Here is a 20,958-nt window from a genome sequence, read left to right as displayed (position 1 = left end):
GCAGCGTGTAATCTTCAGCGACTTAAAACCGCTTTCGAGAGCAGAACCGTGAACCGCGGCATAAAACAAGCTTCCATTGCCTTCTTTTCCCTGCTGACGACCACATCGGCCGTCCTTGCACAGGTCGATCTCTGCGACGAACTGCGCGGCCGCTATGTCGACATCAGTGAAGTGATCGGCGCCAGCCAGGAAACACGCCAGCTCTCGCGCGCCATCGTGCAACAGAACCTGATGGTCCGCCGGACAATGAGCGATCTGCGCAACCAGGGCTGCGTCGAAGGCGAAGATGGCGTATTTGGCGGCCAGGACAGCCAGGGCGTCTGCGATGACATCAGGCAATCGATCGATCAGATGCGGCGGGATCTCTCCCTGCTGATGGATCAGCGCGAGCAGAGCGTCGGTCGCGTCGACGCCGTTGCCATGCAGCGCCGGCAGTTGCTGGATACGATGCAGCGCAACGGCTGCAGCCTGCCGGCTTCGGCAACGCCGGATATCGTCATCGATACCCATACGAAGATGGATGCCTATGCACCGCAGGAGCAGTCCCTGGCGAAGCCTGAAAGCTCCATCACCGTCATCGAGACGCCAAGGCTCCAGAAGAATTCCAGCCTGGAACAAAAGCAGGCGCCCGCGCCTGCTCCCAAGGTAACACAGGCGCAGCCGCAGCAATTTCCGCCAGATCGCCCCTACGATCCCTCGGCCCATAAGGTGCGCCAGGTCGGCCCGCAATTCCTCGCGACCGACCAGGGCAGCATCGACCTCAAGCATCCAAAAGAGGCCGGGCCGCAGCCGACGCAATAATGCGCGGCCAGACGTTTCTCATCTCCGCCTGGCCGCCCTCCTTTCGAGGTTTTATGCCGATCCCGACTGACGCAACAGGGAGATGATGGACTCATCACCGGTCTCCTGCGCAAGATCGCGGTAAGATCGTCCCGAGGCATCCCTGACCGAACGATCCACCCCATGCGTTAGCAGGAGGCGCACCGCCTCACCGCAACGATTGACAATGGCAAAGCCGAGCGGTGTCATCCAATCGCGATCGCTGGACTGCCCATACGGGCGGAAGTCTCCGAAGCGGATATTCACCTGTTCCGGATACCTATCGAGAATAGTAGCCAGCTGATCGATCTGGCCGAAGGCGGCCGCCGCGAAAATATCGAGCGGATAGGCCTTCAGAAACTCGACCATCTCGTTCTTGCCATTATATTCGGCCCAACCGATCGGCGGCGCATGAAAATTGGGATCGCGAATGGTGGTGTCCGCTCCATGCTCGATCAGCAGCTTCGCCATCTCCATATGGCCATGCAGCGCGGCTTCATGCAGCGGCGTTCGGCTTGTCATGGCATTGACGTTAAAATCCAGCGCCAACATGAGACCAACGGCGCGCAAATCATTTTTGCCAGCAGCCTCGTGCAGCATGGCAGGATGAGCCTGGCGCATCGCCTCAGGAATATCGAGGTCCCGCGCAATTCTCTTTACATTTTCGACGACTATTGCCGGATCAGCGGCCTCGTTTCGGGCCCCTTGCTGAATCTGGATATAGAACCAATCCTCGGGCTTAAGGCGAACCGCCACTGCTCCCTGCTGAACGAGATACAACGCAAGATCCTTGTCGTTCCCTAGCCGCGCCCACTCATAGGGCGTTCTCCCATTGACAGGCTTATGAAAATCAGCACCATTTCCCACGAGCAGGCGCACCCGCTCGCCCATACGATGTTCCAGCGCCCAGGCAAGTTGATAGTCGAAAACGGTCTGCGTGTTCTCGACGAATTTGCCGTCTTCGCGTACGAGCCAATTGTTCTTATCCCTAACGGACAAGCCATATTCGATCAGCAATTTCAGGCAAGTATCGTCCCGTTCGAACATGCGGTTGTAGAGCGCCTGGCTGTCATTGGCTTCGGCGCCGGCGTCGAGCAGCAGCCGCGCGAATGCCTCGCATTCCGGATGCGGCGGCTGGCGCTCCTTCCCCGCCTCGCCTTCGCCGAAGACGCCGGTCAAAACCGTGAAGCGATACTGACCGGCATCGAGGAAGAAGGCGTTGACATCGGCCCCGCGCCTGACCAGCTCGCGGGCCGCCGGCAGGCTGGATCGACCCGGCACGCGAGCGTATGCGGCGCACATCAGCGGAGTTAGATCATGCGGCCCGCCTTTTCGATCGAGAAGCTGTGGCTGACGATCGAGCCAGCGACCTACGCGGTCGGCATCGCCGAGCGCAGCAGCGATGTGAATGCTTTCGTCGGCAATCTCCGGATGGGCTTCAAGCAGTCTTAGCGCCTCATCGAAGCGTGCGGGATCGGCGGGAATATTGGCAAAGTACGAGACCGTCGCCAGCGACAGAAAACGGTTGGCGAGCTGGTCCCCTGGAATATGCTTGCGGTCGCCGCTCTCCAGATGCGCCTTGAGCTTCGTCCAGCTGGAGAAGCCGAATTCGCGGGCAAGAACGAGCTGAATGTCCTGCAATCCCACATCGGCGACGTTGGCAAAATAGGGCGCAACGCGGCTGCACGCCGAAGCATCACCGGCTTGTACGGCCTTGAGGAAAGACTTGGCCTGCTTTTTCAGGGAATCGAGAGTGGCGTCGACAGCCAAAGAGCGCGTGGTCACGATAGACCTCCTTCCATTTACGTCCGGTATCCGCGCCCACAGACTGAAAAGAGGTGTGGCAGTCTCACTTTATATGCATCAGGTGGGCTTGGCCCTTCCCGCGGATCGGATGCGCCCTGAGAACGCATCCAGATCTATCGCGGCGGTTGCGATCTGTCCAGAGGTCAGGCCGGCTGGTAACGCACATAGGCAAACGCATCACCATCCGGTGACCAGTTCGGCACGTTGATCGATCCCTGCCCGCCAAAGAGCTCGAACAGCGTCGTCAGATTGCCGCCATCCATATCCATCAGCCGCATGCGGACATTCAGATCGCGCGGATGATCGAAGACCTCGGGATCGTAGGAGATCAGCACCACCTTGTCGTTCCTAGGCGACGGATGGGCGAACCAGTTGCCATAATTGTCGTGGGTCACCTGCTCCAGGCCGGTGCCATCGGGATGGATGCGCCAGATCTGCATCAGACCGGTGCGGCTCGAATTGAAGTAGATCCATTGGCCATCAGCGGAGAAATCAGGCCCGTCATTGCGGCCCTCCCCATGCGTCAGGCGCGTCTCCTCGCCGCCATCGATCGAGATCGTATAGATGTCGAAGACATCGTTGCGGATGCCGCAATAGGAGAAGCGCTTTCCGTCCGGCGACCAGCCATGCCAGTAGGACGGCAGATTGGTCGTCACCTGCCTTGGAGTGCCGCCCTCTGCTGGCAGAACATAGATGCAAGCCTTGCCGTGCTCCGTCTTGTCGGAAATGGCAATCTGCGAGCCGTCGGGCGAGATGCCGTGATCGTTGTTGCATCGGGTGGCGAAACCGGTATCGACCTGCACGATCCCGGCGTCGCCATCCAGCGATAAACGGTAAAGCAGACCGTCGCCGTTCAGCAGCAGATAGCGTCCGTCGGGCGAATAGTTCGGTGCCTCGACCAGTTCATCCGTCTGCCAAACAACCCGGTTCTCACCCGTGCGAATGTTATAGATCTCGACCGAGCTGCGCATTCGTCCTCTTCCTTTGTCGGAGGCGCGATCAGCGATCGCGGAACCGATTGGTGATCGGATAGCGACGGTCGCGACCGAAATTCTTCTTGGTGATCTTCACGCCCGGCGCCGACTGGCGGCGCTTGTATTCTGCGAGATAGAGCAGATGCTCGATGCGATGTACGGTCGCAACATCATGGCCGCGCGCCACGATTTCCTCGACCGACATTTCCTTCTCCACCAGGCATTCGAGGATATCGTCGAGCACCGGATAGGGCGGCAGTGAATCCTGGTCTGTCTGGTTCGGCCTCAATTCCGCCGAAGGCGCCTTGTCGATGATGTTATGGGGGATCACCTCGCCTGAAGGACCGAGCGCGCCCGGCGGCACATGCAGGTTGCGCCAACGCGACAGCGCATAGACCTGCATCTTGTAGAGATCCTTGATGGGGTTGAAGCCGCCGTTCATGTCTCCATAGAGCGTGGCATAGCCAACCGACATTTCCGACTTGTTGCCCGTCGTCACCACCATCGAGCCGAACTTGTTGGAGATCGCCATCAGGATAGTGCCGCGGGCGCGACTCTGAAGGTTTTCCTCGGTAATGCCGCTCTCGGTGCCTTCGAAGAGATCGGATAGAGCCGAAGTGAAGCCCGTTACAGGATCCTCGATCGGCACGATATCGTAACGGCAGCCAAGCGCCTTGGCGCAATCGGCCGCATCCTTCAACGAATCCTGCGACGTATAGCGATAGGGCAACATGACAGTGCGCACGCGCTCTTCGCCGAGCGCGTCGACCGCGATCGCCGCGCAGATCGCCGAGTCGATACCGCCGGAGAGGCCAAGCACGACCGACTTGAAGCCGTTCTTGTTGACATAGTCGCGGAAGCCCAGCAGGCAGGCGCGATAATCCGCCTCTTCGCCCTCCGGGATATGGGCCATCGGGCCTTCGGCGCAGTGCCAGCCATCGCCGTTCTTCTTCCAGGTCGTCACTGCAAGCGCGGTCTCGAACTGGCTCATCTGGAAGGCCAGTGTCTTGTCGGCGTTGAAACCGAAGCTGGCGCCATCGAAAACCAGTTCATCCTGGCCGCCGAGTTGCGCGGCATAGATCATCGGCAGGCCCGTCTCGATGACCTGTTTCAGCACGACCTGATGGCGCACGTCGACCTTGCCGCGATAGTAAGGCGAACCATTCGGCGAGAGAAGGATTTCCGCACCGCTCTCAGCAAGCGTCTCGCAGACACCGAGCTCGCCCCAGATGTCCTCGCAGATGGGGATACCCAGCCGCACGCCGCGGAAATTGACCGGACCGGGCATAGCGCCCTGGTCGAATACGCGCTTCTCGTCGAACTCGCCGTAGTTCGGTAGGTCTACCTTGTCACGAACCGCAATCACCTTGCCGCCATCGAGCACGGCAATCGAATTGTAGCGGCCCGTCTCGTCCTGCCGGGGAAAGCCGATGATCACGCCGGGGCCGCCATCGGTCGTATCGGCGGCGAGAGCTTCCACCGCTTTCCAGCAGGCGCGGATGAAGGCCGGCTTCAGCACGAGATCTTCCGGCGGATAGCCGGAAATGAACAATTCCGTCAGCAGGACGATCTGCGCGCCTTCGCGCGCGGCTTCGGCGCGGGCGTCACGCGCCTTGGCGAGATTGCCGGAGACGTCGCCGACCGTCGGATTGAGCTGCGCGACGGCGATGCGGATGGTGTTGGTAATCTGGCTTTGCTCTGTCATGCCATACATTTAGCGATGCCATCTTTCTTCCGCAACCGCCTTCCTTCCCGCACACGCATCAAAGATCGCACCACGCGCATAGGAGGTATTTTTGCCCGGAAAAATACTAAGCCAGCCTTGCGGTTCATGCAGCATTCATGACAGAAGCGTGACACTTATATGAATACTTTGTAGCTTTTGGAGACAGCATTGGTCGCATTGGTCATCGAGTCCGCCTTAGCGGGCAAGCTTGCCCTTTTCCAGAAGATCAGCGCGGCAAGACAAAAGTCTGCCGCTCTGCGCCTGCTTCTGAGCCTCGCGCTGACCCTGCTTTGCTCCCTGTCCATCGTCATGACGATCGAATGGGTCGCACGGGGCGAATTCGCCTCGGCTTGGACCTATCTCCTTTCCCCGTCCCGCCCCGGCCTCGCCACCATCGGCGTTGTCATGCTGGCCATGCTGGCGCTGGATGCCCTGATCGGTCGCGCGCATCTATCCGCTTTGATCGTCGCGCCGCTGCTGCTCATACCGGCCTTCATTTCGAACCAGAAGCAGAATTTTCTCTCCGATCCGCTCTACCCTTCGGACTTCTTGTTCGGGCGGCAGATTATGGAGCTGATGCCGATCATGGTGCGTGATCGCCCTTGGACGGCGATTGCACTGGCAATCGGCATCATCGCCGGCACCGGTGCCATAATCCTGTTCTGGCGCTATATCCGGAGCCACACGGTCGCGCTTTCGCGAAAAGAGCGCTTCGGCCGGCTTTCGGTCTGCCTGCCGCTGGCAGCACTTTTCGCCTCGCAGATGGACCCCACTCAATATTCCCTCCTTCGCGAGAAACTGGGCATCATTCCGATCGTCTGGGATCAGACGGAAAATTACAACCATAACGGCTTCACCCTCGCCTTCGCGCTGAACCTGCCCATGGCGGACGTCAAGTCACCGGCCGGATACGGCCCCGGCGCCATCGACGCCATGCCCGCGAGAAACTACGGCTATCTTTCCGGTCCGCGCCAAAAGCCCGACGTGATCATGCTGATGAGCGAATCCCTTTGGGATCCGACGCGGCTTTCCAACATCACCTTCACACCGGACCCGATGCCGACGATCCGCGCCAGACAATCCGGATATGTCTTTTCGCCGGAATTCGGCGGCATGACCGCCAATGTCGAGTTCGAGGCACTGACGGGCTTTTCCAACGCCTTCCTGCCTTATGGCAGCATTCCCTATCAGCAATATGTCCGCCGCCCGCTGCCGTCGCTTGCCACTTTCTTCCGCGGCGAAGGCTATATGACGCGCGCGCTCCATCCCTTCAGCGGCTGGTTTTGGAACCGTAACGAAGTCTACCGAGCTTTCGGCTTCGAAGAATTTCATACCCAGGAGACTTTGCCGCCCATGGACAAGCGCGGCATGTTCGCCGCCGACGACTCCCTTATGAAGGAAATCATGAGCGAAGGAGACGCCGCCGAGCGTCCCTTCTTCTTCTTCGCGGTCACTCTTCAGGGACATGGACCTTACGAAGCCGACCGCTATGCTGAGAATACCGTCGGTATTGCCGGCAATTTGAACGACGATGACCGTGCAGCGCTCGCTACCTATGCACAGGGCGTCCGCGAAGCCGATGACAGCCTGAAGATGCTGATGGATTGGGCCGAAAAGCGCGACCGCGAAACCATCATCGTCCTCTGGGGCGATCATCTGCCGCCGCTCGCCAACGTCTATCCGAACACCGGCTACATGCCGCAGCAGGTGGCAACCCGCAAGGCGCCGCTCGACGTCATGAAGAAGGAGCACGAAACGCCGCTCGTCGTCTGGTCGAGCAAGAAGGGCGTTCGCAAGGACATCGGTACCATCAGCCCCTCACAACTACCGTATCACTTGCTGAAAACCGCCGGCTACGAACATCCATTCTACACGGGCTTTCTCGGCCGCCTGCAGAAGAAATACAACATCGTCGACCGCTATCAGCTGGCAACCCGCGACAACCAGACCTTCCCCGATTGGGCGCGCAAGGAGCAGGAGCTGGACCCGACCGTGCGCGACTATCGCTATCTGCAGCACGACATGATGTTCGGTCACCAATATGGGCTGGAACGCTTCTTTCCGTCGCATGCGGAGTTGATGGGCCATGAGAATAGCTAGGGCGTCCGTGGGCTACGGTTCACACTGCGGTTTGCGGTGGCCACATACGCTCCATGCGTAATCGAGTTTGAAACCCTTCCCTCGTTGCATTTTTGCCCGTTGGTCGAATAGTTGCATTCAATGCCACTTGGACCTCGGAGCCCTCCCAATGCATAATCTTCCCAACTTCGTTCATCTGCATTTCGATAAGACGGCCGATCAGCTCGGCGATATCGAAAAGCGCGTTCTCAAAAAGGCGCACGAGCGAAAAATCATTTCCACCGATATCAATGCAGCCATCTCGGCGGAATCGTCCAGGGGACAGCGTCTCGCGGACAGCATCGCTCGCATCGGCGGCTCATGGTCCTTCATCATCGCCTTCCTGCTGTTTCTGGTCTTCTGGTGCGTCGTCAACACGATCCTTCTCACCACGAACGCTTTCGACCCCTACCCCTTCATCTTCCTGAACCTCGTCCTCTCCATGCTCGCCGCGATCCAGGCGCCGATCATAATGATGTCCCAGAATCGACAGGCAGAAAGGGACCGTTTCGAAGCCGCCAAGGACTATGAGGTCAATCTCAAGTCCGAGCTGGAAGTGCTATCGCTGCACCAGAAGATCGATATGCAGGTATTGACCGAGCTCGCCGTGGTGCGGGAAGAGCTCGCCAAACTGAGCAAGCTTGTTGCGGAAAAAGGCACTATGTGAAGATCAGTCGGAGGGGCCGGCCGTCAGCAATCCCGGTCGCCCCTGCCGATATCGCGGCAGTCCGTCGTCGATCTCGTAATAGTCGCCCTTGTCGGCACAATAGATATGATAGGCTATCTTGAGGCCGCTCGGTTGATCAAACAGACCGGCCATGATCGATATTTCATCGGCGCTATCGGCGACCCAGAACAGGGCCGAGCCGCAAGTCTTGCAAAAACCGCGGCGCGCGAATGTGCTGGCACGATACCAGGTAATCGCCTCTTCTCCCTCGATGACGAGATTTTCGCGCGCGACGTTGGTTGCGGCGTAATAGAGACCGGTCTGCTTGCGGCATTGCGAACAATGGCAGGCAACAACCTCACGCAGCTTGCCGTGTGTCCTGAAACGTACGCTGCCGCAAAGGCAGGCTCCCGTGTGTTCGTCGCTCATCATTGCTCCCTTTATTTCAAGGCAGCCTTCCCGAGAACCGCATTCGGGTCAATTTCAAAGAAATGAAGCATCTTTCAACCGCGCTGATCGGTCCGGCCAAAAGCAAACGGGCCGGTTTTTCGCCGGCCCGTTCGATAGGTCATGGATGCAGCTTCACTCAGCCATGCGCGCGCATACGCTTCTCGTCGCGGCCGCCCTTCATCCGCTCGGCGAGCAGGAAGGCAAGCTCGAGCGCCTGGTCGGCATTGAGGCGGGGATCGCAATGGGTGTGATAGCGATCCTGCAGGTCCTCGGCACCGACGGCGCGAGCACCGCCCGTGCATTCGGTCACGTCCTTGCCGGTCATCTCGATGTGGATGCCGCCTGGATGCGTGCCTTCGGCACGGTGGATCTGGAAGAAGCTCTCGACTTCCGACAGGATGCGCTCGAACGGACGCGTCTTGTAGTTGTTGAGCGTGATCGTGTTGCCATGCATCGGGTCGCAGGACCAGACGACCTTGCGGCCTTCCTTCTCGACAGCGCGAATGAGGCGCGGCAGGTTGTCGGCAACCTTGTCGTGACCGAAACGGCAGATCAGCGTCAGGCGGCCGGCTTCGTTCTGCGGGTTCAGAATATCGATCAGATTAAGCAGATCGTCCGCCTGCAGCGAAGGACCGCACTTCAGACCGATCGGGTTCTTGATGCCGCGGAAATATTCGACATGGGCGTGATCGGCCTGGCGCGTGCGGTCGCCGATCCAGAGCATGTGGCCCGAGGTGGCGTACCAGTCGCCGGTCGTGGAATCGACGCGGGTGAAGGCTTCTTCATAGCCAAGCAGCAGCGCTTCGTGGCTGGTGAAGAAATCGGTTTCACGCAAGCTCGCATTGCTCTCGGCGGTGATACCGATCGCGCGCATGAAATCCATGGTCTCGCCGATGCGGTCGGCAAGCTTGCGGTAGCGCTCGCCCTGCGGGCTGTCCTTGACGAAGCCGAGCATCCACTTCTGCACGTTTTCCAGGTTGGCATAGCCGCCCATCGCGAAGGCGCGCAGCAGGTTCAGCGTCGCGGCAGACTGGCGGTAAGCCATCATCTGACGCTCCGGATTGGGAATGCGCGCTTCTTCGGTGAAATCGATGCCGTTGATGATATCGCCGCGATAGCTCGGCAGCGAGATGCCATTCTGCGTTTCGATGTTCGACGAGCGCGGCTTGGCGAACTGACCGGCAATGCGGCCGACCTTGACGACCGGCAGCTGCGCACCGAAGGTTAGCACGACTGCCATCTGCAGGAAGGCGCGGAAGAAGTCGCGGATCGTATCGGCGCCGTGTTCCGCGAAGCTTTCGGCACAATCGCCGCCCTGAAGCAGGAAACCGTTGCCTTCTGCGACGTTGGCGAGATGGGCCTTCAGGCGACGGGCTTCACCGGCAAAAACGAGCGGCGGATAGCTTGCAAGCTGCGCTTCGGTCTCTGCCAGCGCTGCCTTGTCCGGAAAATCCGGCACCTGCTGGATCGGTTTCTGCCGCCAACTGCTCGGGGTCCAATTCTGTGCCATCTCACTCACCTGCTTGTGCGCCCGATCTTTTTCGGGCGGCCCATCGTCGTAAATAACGCGCGCTTATAAACCTTTGCCGCCCGCTTGCAAAGGCGGGCAAACTACTGTGCGAATCTTTTATGGTGCAGCCGATATTTGCGTGAAAACGGGGGCGTTACACGCGCTCGCCGTTGCGGATGCGATAGCTCGGCGAATACATCGTCACCAGTTCTTCCGCCGCCGTCGGATGCACCGCCATGGTGCGGTCGAAATCGTCCTTGGTGCAGCCGGCCTTCAGCGTGATACCGAGAAGCTGCGCCATTTCGCCGGCATCGTGGCCGAGAATATGGGCGCCGATTACCTTGCGGTCCGCGGCATTGACGATCAGCTTCATGATCATCTTCTCGGCTCGGCCCGAAAGCGTCGCCTTCATCGGCCGGAACTGCGCGCGGTAGACTTCCAATTCCGGATAACGCTTTGCGGCGTCTTCCTCGGTTAAGCCGACCGTGCCGATCTCCGGCTGCGAGAAGACGGCCGTCGGGATGAGTTCGTGATCCGGCCGGGTCGGATTGTCCTTGTAGACGGTCTCGATGAAGCACATGGCCTCGTGGATCGCCACGGGCGTCAGCTGTACCCGATCGGTGACGTCGCCGAGAGCGAAGATATTCGGAACAGAAGTGCGCGAATATTCGTCGACGATAATGGCGCCCTGCTCGTTGATCGCAACGCCGGCAGCCTCAAGCCCGAGATTTTCGGTATTCGGCGTACGGCCGAGCGCCAGCATGACGGTATCGACCGCCAGGAGCTTATCGTTCTTCGTCCGAACACTAAGCCTGCTCTCTGCCTTCTCGACATTCTCGATAATGTCATGGCAGAGAATGCGGATGCCCTTCTCCTCCATGGCCTCATGAAGGCCTTTGCGCAGGTCCTGATCGAAGCGCGACAATATCTCGGCGCCGCGATAGATCAGCGTCGTCTCGACGCCGAGACCATGGAAGATGTTGGCGAACTCGACGGCAATGTAGCCGCCGCCGGCGATCAGGATCGACTTCGGCAGTTCCTTCAAGTGGAACGCTTCGTTCGAGGAGATGCAGAGCTCGTGGCCGGGCAGCGCCGCATGCAGGTTCGGCCGGCCGCCGGTTGCGATGACGATGGTCTCAGCGGTCACGGTCCGGCCGGTCTTCAGCAGCTTGATCGTGTGGGCATCCAACAGCTCCGCGCGTGTATCGAATATCTCCGCCTTGGCATTGTCGAGCCCTTTGCGGTAGAGGCCTTCCAGCCGGGCGATTTCCTTGTCCTTCGCCTCGATCAGCTTATTCCAGTCGAAGCTGCTCTCGCCGACCGTCCAGCCGAAGCCGGCCGCGTCCTCGAAGTGCTCGCTATACTGCGAGGCATAGACGAAGAGCTTCTTCGGCACGCAGCCGCGAATGACGCAGGTGCCGCCATAGCGATACTCCTCGGCGATGCCGACCTTCTTACCGAGCGATGCGGCCACGCGCGCGCTGCGCACACCGCCGGAGCCGCCGCCAATCACGAAGAGGTCGAAATCAAACGAAGGCATGGATCGCTCCTGTAGACATCAAGTTGCGCGCGAAGCGCCATTGGGGGTCGGCACTCATATAGGGAGCCGAGACCCAAAAAGAAAAGCCCGGAATCGATCCGGGCTTCGAATTTGTAACTGCTTGCCGCAGATACCGAAAACAACAAACCTAGCTTTCAAAACCGCTGCGGCAGCTAGCCATTGACTACTGCTTCGGCGCCGGCTGAGCGGCCGCACCGGCATCCGGCGTAACGACCGGCTGCTTGACGACCTTCTGCAGGGCATCGTTGCTCTGCTTTGCGAGATCGCGCGAAATGCCCTGGCTCCAGATGTCGGCCGCCTTGTAAAGCTCGCGGGTGGCGAGCGGACCATCCTTGAGAAGCTTCTTGCCTGCCGGCGAATTGTAGAAATCGGCAATCGCCTTGAGCTCATCGGCAGAGAAGGCCTTGGCATAGGTGACGGCCGCTTCGCGCTCGAGATCGGCACGACGCGGAGCAAGCGCCAGGGCGGTCGCATCGACGGTCGAGTTGATCGCATCGCCGAAATTCGGGTTTGCCTGGATCATCGTGCTCTTCAGCTGCTCGGCGAGATTAGGCAGAATATTGTCGAACTGGTTGGTGATGCCGAGAGCGTTGATCGCAGCGCGCGCAGCCTTGATCTGATCCTCAGAAACTTCCTGAGCGTTCACGGAACCGAAGGCAATGCCCGAAAGAAGAATGGTTGCAGCGGCAAGACGGCCAAGACCCGCAAATTTGATCATGAGATGAGTGCTCCTATGTATTGTTCGCCTGCAACGTGCGCGCACCGGCGGGGCCGGCAATGATCGCTTGTGTCGCCATATGGATAAAGAGCCCGTGTTCGACAACGCCGGGAATCGAATAGAGCTCGCTCGACAGCGCCTCTGCATCAGGAATACGGCCGAAAGATGCATCGACGATGTAGTGCCCCCCATCAGTGACGAAGAGGCTGTCGCCAGAGCGGCGCATGTCGAGCGCGCCCGAAAGCCCAAGACGCGATGCCGCCTTCTCAATGAGGATGCGAGTGGAAACGAGGCCGAAGGGATTGACCTCGATCGGCAGCGGAAAAGCTCCGAGCGTCTCGACGACCTTGCTCTGGTCTGCAATGACGATCATGCGAGCTGACGAGGCCGCAACGATCTTCTCGCGCAGCAGCGCACCGCCGCCACCCTTGATCAGCGTCAGCGCGCCATCCAGCTCATCGGCGCCATCGATGGTGAGATCGAGTTCCGGAAGCTCGTCGAGCGACTTCAACGGCACGCCGAGTTCGTTGCAGAGCCTGGCCGTTCTTTCAGACGTCGGAACACCCTCAATCGAGAGGCCGGTTGCGACCTTTTCGGCGAGCAAGCGAACAAACTCCTCTGCCGTGCTGCCCGTGCCGATCCCGAGCCGCATGCCGCTTTCGACATAGGCGAGCGCAGCTCTCGCAGCCTCGATTTTCATCTGGCGGGCGTCCATGCGCCACCTGCTCCCATTGTTACGTTGGTCTGCTGTTTACACGGCTCTCCAGCCAAACGAAAGCCAAAATAACGGCATGATATAGAAATCCCCGGCCCCTTCCCGCCAAGGCTTTCCGGCACTTCAGTTGCAATTGCCCGCGCTATCTTTTAACTCCGGAAGACGCACTCTTTTCTATGCAAAGGCCGATTCTTCGTGAAATCTCCCCTTGTCGTATTCGATCTCGACGGCACGCTGCTGGACACGCATGCGGACCTGATCGTCAGCCTGAACCATACGATCGCCGCACTCAAGCTTCCGCCGGTCAGCTATGACGACGTGACGCATCTCGTCGGCAACGGCGCGCAGGTGATGATCGAGCGGGCCTGCAAGCTGCATGGCTATACGCTGACATCGGAAGAATTGCCGGCTCTGCTACAGCGCTTCATAACCCATTATTCCGAGACGATGCCCGGCGTCACACAGCCCTACCCCGGGCTCCTGGCCGCGCTTACAACACTGCGGAACAAAGGCTACAAGCTAGCCGTCTGCACCAACAAGATGGAATCGCTGGCGCGCACGCTTCTCGACCGGCTCGAATTGACCCAATATTTCGAGGCCATTACCGGCGGGGACACCTTCACTGTGCGCAAGCCGCATGCCGAACATCTGATCGGCACCGTCGAGCGCGCCGGCGGCGATATCGCCCGCACGGTCATGATCGGCGATAGCATCAATGATATCCTCGTTGCCCGCAATGCCGGCGTGCCTTCGGTCGCCGTCCCCTTCGGCTATTCCGACGTGGGCGTCGAAACACTCGGCCCAAACCGCATCATCTATCACTATGACGAGCTGACGCCGGAACTGGTCGAAGGATTGCTGGCGGCCTGAGACGCATCAGTTCTTCAACAAAAAACGGCGGCACATGGCCACCATTTTTCGTTTTCTGCACGGAACAGACTTAAATCTGGGCAGTCCGCGCCTTTGAGGTCGCATCCAGCGCCTTCTGCGTGGCAGCATCGCGATCATAGACATCGTTGAAATACTGGATCACGCCGTCCTTGTTCGGCCATGCGGTGAAATAGGCGATGTAGATCGGGAACTTCTGCGGCACAGCTACAGCCTTGTTCTGGCCGGTGGCGATCTGCTTGGCGACATCGTCGACCGTGGTGTTCAACACGGCGGCGGCCATCGCGCGCGGATCGGCAAGACGGACGCAGCCGTGACTGAGCGCGCGCATGTCCTTCTTGAAGAAGCTCTTCTGCGGCGTGTCGTGCATGTAGATCGCATGCGAGTTCGGGAAGAGGATCTTCAACTCACCAAGCGCGTTATCGCTGCTCGGCGGCTGGCGAACCGAAATGCTCTTCGTCGAGCCGTACCAATCGACGCTGGACGATGCGACGGCGCGGCCGCCGACTTCGACCTGATAGCCCATGCGATCGAGATAGTTCGGATCGGAACGCAGCTTCGGCAGCATCTCGTTGATGATGATCGACTGCGGAACGCCCCAGAACGGATTGAATTCGACCGTCTGCACCTGATTTTCAAAGAAGAAGGTCTGGTGCTGCTTGCTGCCGACGACGACGCGCATCGACAGCTGCTCCTGATTGTTATTGTAGTAATAGACCATGAAGGCCGGCTGATTGATGAAGACGTAGCGCGGCCCAAGCTCGTCCGGCAGCCAGCGCAGCTGCTCCATGGCAATGACCAGCTTCTGGATCTTCACATCGTTGTTCTCGCCGACCATGGCGCGAACGGAGGACGGGCCGATCACGCCGTCGGCAGTCAGACCCTTTTCGCGCTGGAAGTCCTCGACCAGTGACACGAGCTCGGGCGTATAGCTCGGCGTGCCCAGATAAGCGGAGAAAAGATCGGCGTGAGCCGTCTTCAGTGCATCCGAGCCGCGATGCTCGATCGCCTTGACGATATTGGCCATTTCCGGCGAGCTATCACCCGGCTTCAGCGTACCGGCGAGCGAAATGGAAATGTGACTGCCGTCCGTTCCGGCCTCGGAACGCAGCTTCGCAAGCTCCGCCTTCAATTCCATGAATTGCGGGTTGGACGGGCTGCGGCTGTTGAGATAGGCGGCAGCATCGGGGCTGGCGCGCAATACATCGAGCATAGCCGTCAGATTGATGTCCTTGCGCTTGAAGTCGTGATAGCCGGAGATCTTGTTCGGGTCGAGGCGACCGCGAACCGTATCCTGGACGAACATCAGCACCTTGCTGGAGAGCGTGAGCTCGAACTGCATGAGAGCCCGATCACGCAGCACCGGATCGGCATTCGCGGCATTGTCGCCGGGCAGTGTTACGGCATAGTCGGCAGGATCGAGGCCGACGGAACCGGCATCGGCAAGGACCGCCATCGCGGCCTTCGCCTTGTCGCTGACGGTATGGTCAGCAACCCAGAGAAGCGGCTTGCTCGGATCGGCGTAATAGGACTCAATCGCCTTGGCGATATCGTTGGTCGCCATGACCCGCGCATCCGCCAGATAGCGGCGCTGCGAGACTTCGGTGTCGACCGCGACCGGCGTCGGGGAGGCATCGGCAACGGCGCCGGTCACAACCGGATCGGCGAAATGCACCGTCGACACCAGACGCATCTGGTCGGCCTTATAAGTATAGTATTTCGGTGCATCGACGGTCGGCAGCGGCTGCTTTGCCCGCGGAGGCTCAACGGAGTTCAGCGTCTGCGCCGGGTTGACGGGAACCGGAGCCGAAACCTGCGTGCTCTGCTGACGGCCCTGACCGCCACGGATGAAATCCATGAGGGTCATAGCACTTGCGGAGGTTGCGCCAATTGAGGAAAGGCAGCAGGAAAGAGCCAGGACGGATGCTGTGGCTTTGATGGCAAGTTTCATTCTCTAATAAGTCCCTGTATCGTACGGTAACTTCGAGCTCGACGGTGCTGTTTTCAACTCGGCCGCGATGTCTTAGACATCATACACCCACTACACTGAAAACGACGAGACCCCGCCTTTCGTTCAATGCCTCAACTTCACGTGACGAAGCAGTGGCGTCTTCCGCGCTTAGTCCACACCGAATTATGAAATTATTGGTTAATCTTTTATTGAAATTTCCCTGGCTTTTTGAGGGGCGTAAAATGTGCCTCCGCGAATATATGCCGAGCGTGTTAAAAAGGGCACGCCCGACGATCGCGCTGAAAACATGATGACAATAGTCATGAATGACGCTTTGATGTTTTCATGAGCACGGTTCGCACCTATATGGCTGCTATCTGTCTCAATGGAAAGCAGGACCACGAAGATGACGTCCAACCGCACCGAAACCGATACCTTCGGCCCGATCGAAGTCGCCAGCGACCGCTATTGGGGCGCGCAGGCGCAGCGCTCGCTCGGCAATTTCAAGATCGGCTGGGAGAAGCAGCCACTCTCGGTCGTGCGCGCCCTCGGCATCGTCAAGCAGGCGGCCGCACGCGCCAATATGGAGCTCGGCCAACTGGATCCGGGTCTCGGCAAGGCGATTGTCGATGCGGCGCAGGAAGTCATCGACGGAAAGCTCAACGATCATTTCCCGCTTGTCGTCTGGCAGACCGGTTCGGGCACGCAGTCGAACATGAATGCCAACGAAGTGATCTCCAACCGCGCGATCGAGATGCTCGGCGGCGTCATGGGCTCGAAGAAGCCCGTGCATCCGAACGACCATGTCAACATGAGCCAGTCGTCAAACGATACATATCCGACGGCCATGCACATTGCCTGCGCCGAGCAGATCGTCCATCACCTGTTGCCCGCGCTCAGGCACCTGCATGCGGCCCTGGAAAAGAAGGTCGCCGACTTCGCCCATATCATCAAGATCGGCCGCACTCACACGCAGGATGCAACGCCACTGACGCTCGGCCAGGAATTCTCAGGCTATGCCGCCCAGGTCGCCTCGTCGATCAAGCGCATCGAGCTGACCCTGCCGGGTCTTTGCGAACTCGCCCAGGGCGGCACTGCGGTCGGAACCGGGCTCAATGCGCCGATCGGCTTTGCCGAGAAGGTCGCCGACGAAATCGCCAAAATCACTGGTCTACCCTTCGTTACTGCTCCGAACAAGTTCGAGGCGCTGGCCGCCCATGATTCCATGGTCTTCAGCCATGGCGCCATCAATGCCGCCGCCGCTGCACTGTTCAAGATCGCCAACGACATCCGCCTGCTCGGCTCTGGCCCGCGCTCCGGTCTCGGCGAACTGGCGCTGCCGGAAAACGAACCGGGCTCGTCGATCATGCCGGGCAAGGTCAATCCGACCCAGTGCGAGGCGCTGACGCAGGTTTGCATCCACATCTTTGGCAACAATGCAGCCATCACCTTTGCCGGCAGCCAGGGCCATTTCGAGCTCAACGTCTACAATCCGATGATGGCCTATAATTTCCTGCAGTCTGTGCAGTTGCTCGGCGACGCCGCCGTCTCCTTCACGGATAATTGCGTCGTCGGCATCGAGGCGCGCGAGGACAATATCAAGGCCGGTCTCGAACGTTCGCTGATGCTGGTAACGGCGCTCGCCCCGAAGATCGGCTACGACAACGCCGCCAAGATCGCCAAGACGGCCCATAAGAACGGCACGACCCTGAAGGAAGAAGCCCTGGCGAGCGGATTGGTGTCCTCGGAAGAATATGATGCCATCGTCCGGCCGGAGACGATGATCGGGCCGAAGTAAGTTCCTCCTTCAGCGATTGCCAGGTATAGACCTCCAATGCCGCAACCATGTGCATGGCCCCTTGACCCCAACCCTCTCCCGCTCCTGCGGGAGAGGGAGTTTATCGCGCAAGATCAGTAGCTTCAGTCGGTGCTGCAAATGCGGAACAAGTCCCCTCTCTCCGCAAGCGGGAAGAGGGCTAGGGTGAGGGGCCGGGCACAGAGCTTCAGCATCAAAAGACTCACCCGTTCTGCGCATCCCCCGTCGACAATCTCCCATTTTGAAATGCCGACCTGAGCCAAGCAATTGCTTTTGCTGCAAGCCGGATTTAGATCGTTTCCAAACATCCCGCCATCCGGCTTGAAAGGTTTCCCATATGGCTGACGATCTGTTTCCCCTCGGCGACGACACAACCCCCTATCGCAAGATTTCCGGCGATTATGTTTCCGTCGACACGTTCAAGGGCCAGGAAATCCTGACCGTCGAGCCCGAGGGCATCCGCCTGCTCGCTGAGACGGCTTTTGCCGACATCAACCACCTGCTGCGCCCCGGCCACCTGAAGCAGCTCGCCTCGATCCTCGAAGATCCCGAGGCTACCGATAACGACCGCTTCGTAGCTTATGATCTGCTGAAGAATGCCAATATTGCCGCCGGCGGCGTGCTTCCGATGTGCCAGGACACGGGCACCGCCATCATCATGGGCAAGAAAGGCCGCCGCGTCTGGACCGAGGGCGGCGACAGCGGAGCGCTCGCCAAGGGCGTGCTCGATGCCTACGAGAAGAAGAACCTGCGCTATTCGCAGCTCGCACCGATCAAGATGTTCGAGGAAAAGAACACCAAGAACAATCTGCCCGCACAGATCGATATCTATGAGGAAGGCACCGACGCCTACGAATTCCTCTTCGTCGCAAAGGGCGGCGGTTCGGCCAACAAGACGTTCCTCTATCAGGGCACGCCGTCGCTGCTGACCCACGACCGCATGCTGGACTTCCTGAAAGAGAAGATCCTGACGCTCGGCACAGCAGCCTGTCCGCCCTACCATCTCGCCATCGTCATCGGCGGTACTTCGGCCGAGATGAACCTGAAGACGGTCAAGCTCGCCTCGACGCGATATCTCGACTGTCTTCCCACGGAAGGCTCCGAAAGCGGGCACGCCTTCCGGGATATCGAAATGGAAAAGGAAATCCACAAGCTCACGCAGAGCCTCGGCGTCGGTGCCCAGTTCGGCGGCAAGTATTTCTGCCATGATGTCCGCGTCATCCGCCTGCCCCGCCATGGCGCCTCGCTGCCGATCGGCCTCGGCGTCTCCTGTTCTGCCGATCGCCAGGCTAAGGGCAAGATCACGCGCGACGGCATCTTCATCGAGCAGCTCGAAACCGATCCGTCCAAGTACATGCCCGAGATCGATGAAGCCAAGCTCTCGGAATCCATGGTCCGCATCGATCTCAACCGACCGATGGCGGATATCCTGGCGGAACTATCGGCACATCCCGTCAAAACGCGCCTGTCCCTCACCGGCACCATCATCGTGGCGCGCGATCTTGCCCACGCCAAGATCCGCGAGCGCCTGGAAAAGGGCGAAGGCATGCCGGAATACCTGAAGAACCATCCAATCTATTACGCCGGCCCGGCAAAGACGCCAACCGGTTATGCTTCCGGCTCCTTCGGTCCGACGACCGCGGGCCGCATGGACAGCTACGTCGATCAGTTCCAGTCCTTCGGCGGCTCCATGGTCATGCTTGCCAAGGGCAATCGTTCGCGCGCCGTGCGCGAAGCCTGCAAGAAATACGGCGGCTTCTACTTGGGGTCTATCGGCGGTCCGGCAGCACGCCTTGCCCAGGATTGCATCAAGAAGGTAGAGGTTCTCGAATATCCGGAACTCGGCATGGAAGCCGTCTGGAGGATCGAAGTAGAGGATTTTCCCGCCTTCATCGTCATTGACGACAAGGGCAACGATTTCTTCCAGGAACTCAATCTGGGATAGAAAAACCACCTGCGATCGAACATATCGAAAGGGGTGCATCAGCACCCCCTCTGTAAAACCATCCTTCAATTGCAATTATTTCCGAATAAAACCGTAATCACAGAGGATTTTTCACAATCACGTCCTTAATATTTTCTCAAAGAATCTTTGCGTAGATAAAGAAGGGATTTAACCAATACATGTTACGGAGCTCACGATGAGTACGGCGATTGCGCCAAAGGCGCAAATTCCCGACGTGGCAGGGCAGATTACATACGCCATGCGATCCATGGGGATCGCACCTATTCCGCGCAATTACGAACTTTTCTATGAAGCTTATATCGGCTCCAACCTCACTCTCACGCGTGAACTGGCGGCTCTGGGCAAAAACGCCACCCAGGAGGAGCTGGACGCAATCGGCGCCAAATATTTTCCGCATCATGCGGGTCGCGTCTTCGATGAAGCGCATACCCGCCTCGCCTGCGAACTCGATGCCGTCCTGCGCGCCCTGCGTCAGGAACAGACAACACTCGAAAGCTATAACCGCCTGCTCGGCGAAACCAGCCAAAGCATAAGCTCCAGAAGCCACAACAGCGCCGAACTGCTGCGCAGCGCCATCGATATGCTCGCCGCAGCGACCGGCGATACGATGGCTCACGGTGAAAAGACCGTCGAGCATGTCGTCGAGCGCAGCCAGGAGATGGATCTGGTCCGCAAGGAGCTGGACGAATATAAGCGCATCGCCAATACAGATTCGCTAACCCGGCTTTCCAACCGCCGCGCCTTCGAGGACCGGCTGATCTCCATCTTCGATAACCGGCTCACCCGGCCGACTACGGCGCTGGTCCTTGCCGATATCGATCACTTCAAGCGGGTCAACGATACGTTCGGCCACCCGGTGGGCGACAAGATTCTCGCCACCGTCGCCTCTGTCATCCGCGCCAATGTGCGCCGCGATGTGTTCGTTGCGCGTATCGGCGGGGAAGAATTCGCCCTGATTCTGGAAGCAACCAGCGTCGAAGATGTCACAACAGTCTGCGAACGCATACGTCGCACTCTTGAGGCGACGCCATTCAAGAACTCCCGCACCAAGGTCGATTATGGTCCGATCACCCTCTCGCTCGGCATCTGCATGGCTTCGGAAGCAGCCGATTCGGGAGAGCTGTATAACAAGGCCGATCTGGCGCTCTACTGCGCCAAAAATGCCGGCCGCAATTGCAGCAGCGTCTATCAGGACGGCATGCAGAAGGATTTCACCAAAAGTTGGCTCATCTACAAGAATTAGAAGCAAAGCCAACCAACTGCCGGCGCTGCT

General features: G+C 59.1%; 16 protein-coding genes. 7 read left to right on the top strand and 9 right to left on the bottom strand.

All coding sequences use genetic code 11. From position 1 onward, the window contains the following. The first annotated feature begins 48 nt into the window (after nucleotides 1-48). Nucleotides 49-801 (top strand): hypothetical protein, encoded by a 753-nt coding sequence (locus PH558_RS05535; RefSeq protein WP_285202605.1) that lies wholly within the window; start codon nucleotides 49-51, stop codon nucleotides 799-801. A gap of 51 nt (nucleotides 802-852) precedes the next feature. Here the strand turns inward: PH558_RS05535 and PH558_RS05530 are convergent, their stop codons facing one another. The 3 genes from PH558_RS05530 to PH558_RS05520 form a co-directional block, all read right to left on the bottom strand. Then, complete coding sequence (locus PH558_RS05530) at nucleotides 853-2,604, bottom strand: ankyrin repeat domain-containing protein (protein ID WP_285202604.1); 1,752 nt, start codon at nucleotides 2,602-2,604, stop codon at nucleotides 853-855. Between the two features lie 164 nt (nucleotides 2,605-2,768). Next, nucleotides 2,769-3,596 (bottom strand): TolB family protein, encoded by an 828-nt coding sequence (locus PH558_RS05525; RefSeq protein ID WP_285202602.1) that lies wholly within the window; start codon nucleotides 3,594-3,596, stop codon nucleotides 2,769-2,771. 28 nt (nucleotides 3,597-3,624) lie between these two features. Continuing rightward, complete coding sequence (locus PH558_RS05520) at nucleotides 3,625-5,304, bottom strand: NAD+ synthase (protein WP_095436293.1); 1,680 nt, start codon at nucleotides 5,302-5,304, stop codon at nucleotides 3,625-3,627. 189 nt (nucleotides 5,305-5,493) lie between these two features. Here PH558_RS05520 and PH558_RS05515 point away from each other — a divergent pair, with 189 nt between their 5' ends. Both PH558_RS05515 and PH558_RS05510 read left to right on the top strand, forming a co-directional pair. Then, nucleotides 5,494-7,425, top strand: a complete 1,932-nt coding sequence (locus PH558_RS05515) for an LTA synthase family protein (protein ID WP_483314122.1) — start codon at nucleotides 5,494-5,496, stop codon at nucleotides 7,423-7,425. A 148-nt stretch (nucleotides 7,426-7,573) separates the two neighbouring features. Next, nucleotides 7,574-8,110 (top strand): DUF1003 domain-containing protein, encoded by a 537-nt coding sequence (locus PH558_RS05510; protein ID WP_095435064.1) that lies wholly within the window; start codon nucleotides 7,574-7,576, stop codon nucleotides 8,108-8,110. Between the two features lie 3 nt (nucleotides 8,111-8,113). On the opposite strand, the gene PH558_RS05505 is transcribed toward PH558_RS05510, so the two are convergent. The 5 genes from PH558_RS05505 to rpiA form a co-directional block, all read right to left on the bottom strand. Next, a complete protein-coding gene (locus PH558_RS05505; protein ID WP_095436294.1) occupies nucleotides 8,114-8,539 on the bottom strand; it encodes a GFA family protein in 426 nt (141 codons plus the stop codon). Nucleotides 8,540-8,696: 157 nt separating this feature from the next. Then, complete coding sequence (locus PH558_RS05500) at nucleotides 8,697-10,070, bottom strand: class II 3-deoxy-7-phosphoheptulonate synthase (RefSeq protein WP_069613067.1); 1,374 nt, start codon at nucleotides 10,068-10,070, stop codon at nucleotides 8,697-8,699. A 154-nt stretch (nucleotides 10,071-10,224) separates the two neighbouring features. After that, entirely contained in the window at nucleotides 10,225-11,610 is a 1,386-nt protein-coding gene (gene gor / locus PH558_RS05495; protein ID WP_285202597.1) for a glutathione-disulfide reductase, read from the bottom strand. 184 nt (nucleotides 11,611-11,794) lie between these two features. Continuing rightward, nucleotides 11,795-12,349 (bottom strand): DUF2059 domain-containing protein, encoded by a 555-nt coding sequence (locus tag PH558_RS05490; RefSeq protein ID WP_095435066.1) that lies wholly within the window; start codon nucleotides 12,347-12,349, stop codon nucleotides 11,795-11,797. 13 nt (nucleotides 12,350-12,362) lie between these two features. Next, on the bottom strand, nucleotides 12,363-13,064 hold the full coding sequence (gene rpiA / locus PH558_RS05485; RefSeq protein WP_095435067.1) for a ribose-5-phosphate isomerase RpiA: 702 nt from the start codon (nucleotides 13,062-13,064) through the stop codon (nucleotides 12,363-12,365). A gap of 195 nt (nucleotides 13,065-13,259) precedes the next feature. Between rpiA and PH558_RS05480 the strand changes: the two genes are divergently transcribed. After that, complete coding sequence (locus PH558_RS05480) at nucleotides 13,260-13,934, top strand: HAD family hydrolase (RefSeq protein ID WP_095435068.1); 675 nt, start codon at nucleotides 13,260-13,262, stop codon at nucleotides 13,932-13,934. Nucleotides 13,935-14,004: 70 nt separating this feature from the next. Here PH558_RS05480 and PH558_RS05475 read toward each other — a convergent pair whose 3' ends face one another. Further along, a complete protein-coding gene (locus PH558_RS05475) occupies nucleotides 14,005-15,903 on the bottom strand; it encodes a L,D-transpeptidase family protein (RefSeq protein ID WP_285202589.1) in 1,899 nt (632 codons plus the stop codon). Nucleotides 15,904-16,309: 406 nt separating this feature from the next. Between PH558_RS05475 and fumC the strand changes: the two genes are divergently transcribed. The 3 genes from fumC (at nucleotide 16,310) to PH558_RS05460 (ending at nucleotide 20,928) form a co-directional block, all read left to right on the top strand. After that, on the top strand, nucleotides 16,310-17,701 hold the full coding sequence (gene fumC / locus PH558_RS05470) for a class II fumarate hydratase (protein WP_095435070.1): 1,392 nt from the start codon (nucleotides 16,310-16,312) through the stop codon (nucleotides 17,699-17,701). A 355-nt stretch (nucleotides 17,702-18,056) separates the two neighbouring features. Next, nucleotides 18,057-19,664, top strand: coding sequence for a fumarate hydratase (locus tag PH558_RS05465; protein WP_285202586.1), 1,608 nt, complete (start codon nucleotides 18,057-18,059; stop codon nucleotides 19,662-19,664). A 196-nt stretch (nucleotides 19,665-19,860) separates the two neighbouring features. Next, the gene (locus PH558_RS05460; RefSeq protein WP_285202582.1) at nucleotides 19,861-20,928 is read left to right on the top strand and encodes a GGDEF domain-containing protein; all 1,068 of its coding nucleotides are present in this window, start codon (nucleotides 19,861-19,863) and stop codon (nucleotides 20,926-20,928) included. The last annotated feature ends 30 nt before the right edge of the window (nucleotides 20,929-20,958 follow it).

It is taken from the genome of Rhizobium pantanalense (assembly GCF_030182525.1).
Taxonomy (GTDB): Bacteria; Pseudomonadota; Alphaproteobacteria; order Rhizobiales; family Rhizobiaceae; genus Rhizobium.
This window is presented reverse-complemented; position numbering and strand designations above follow the sequence as displayed.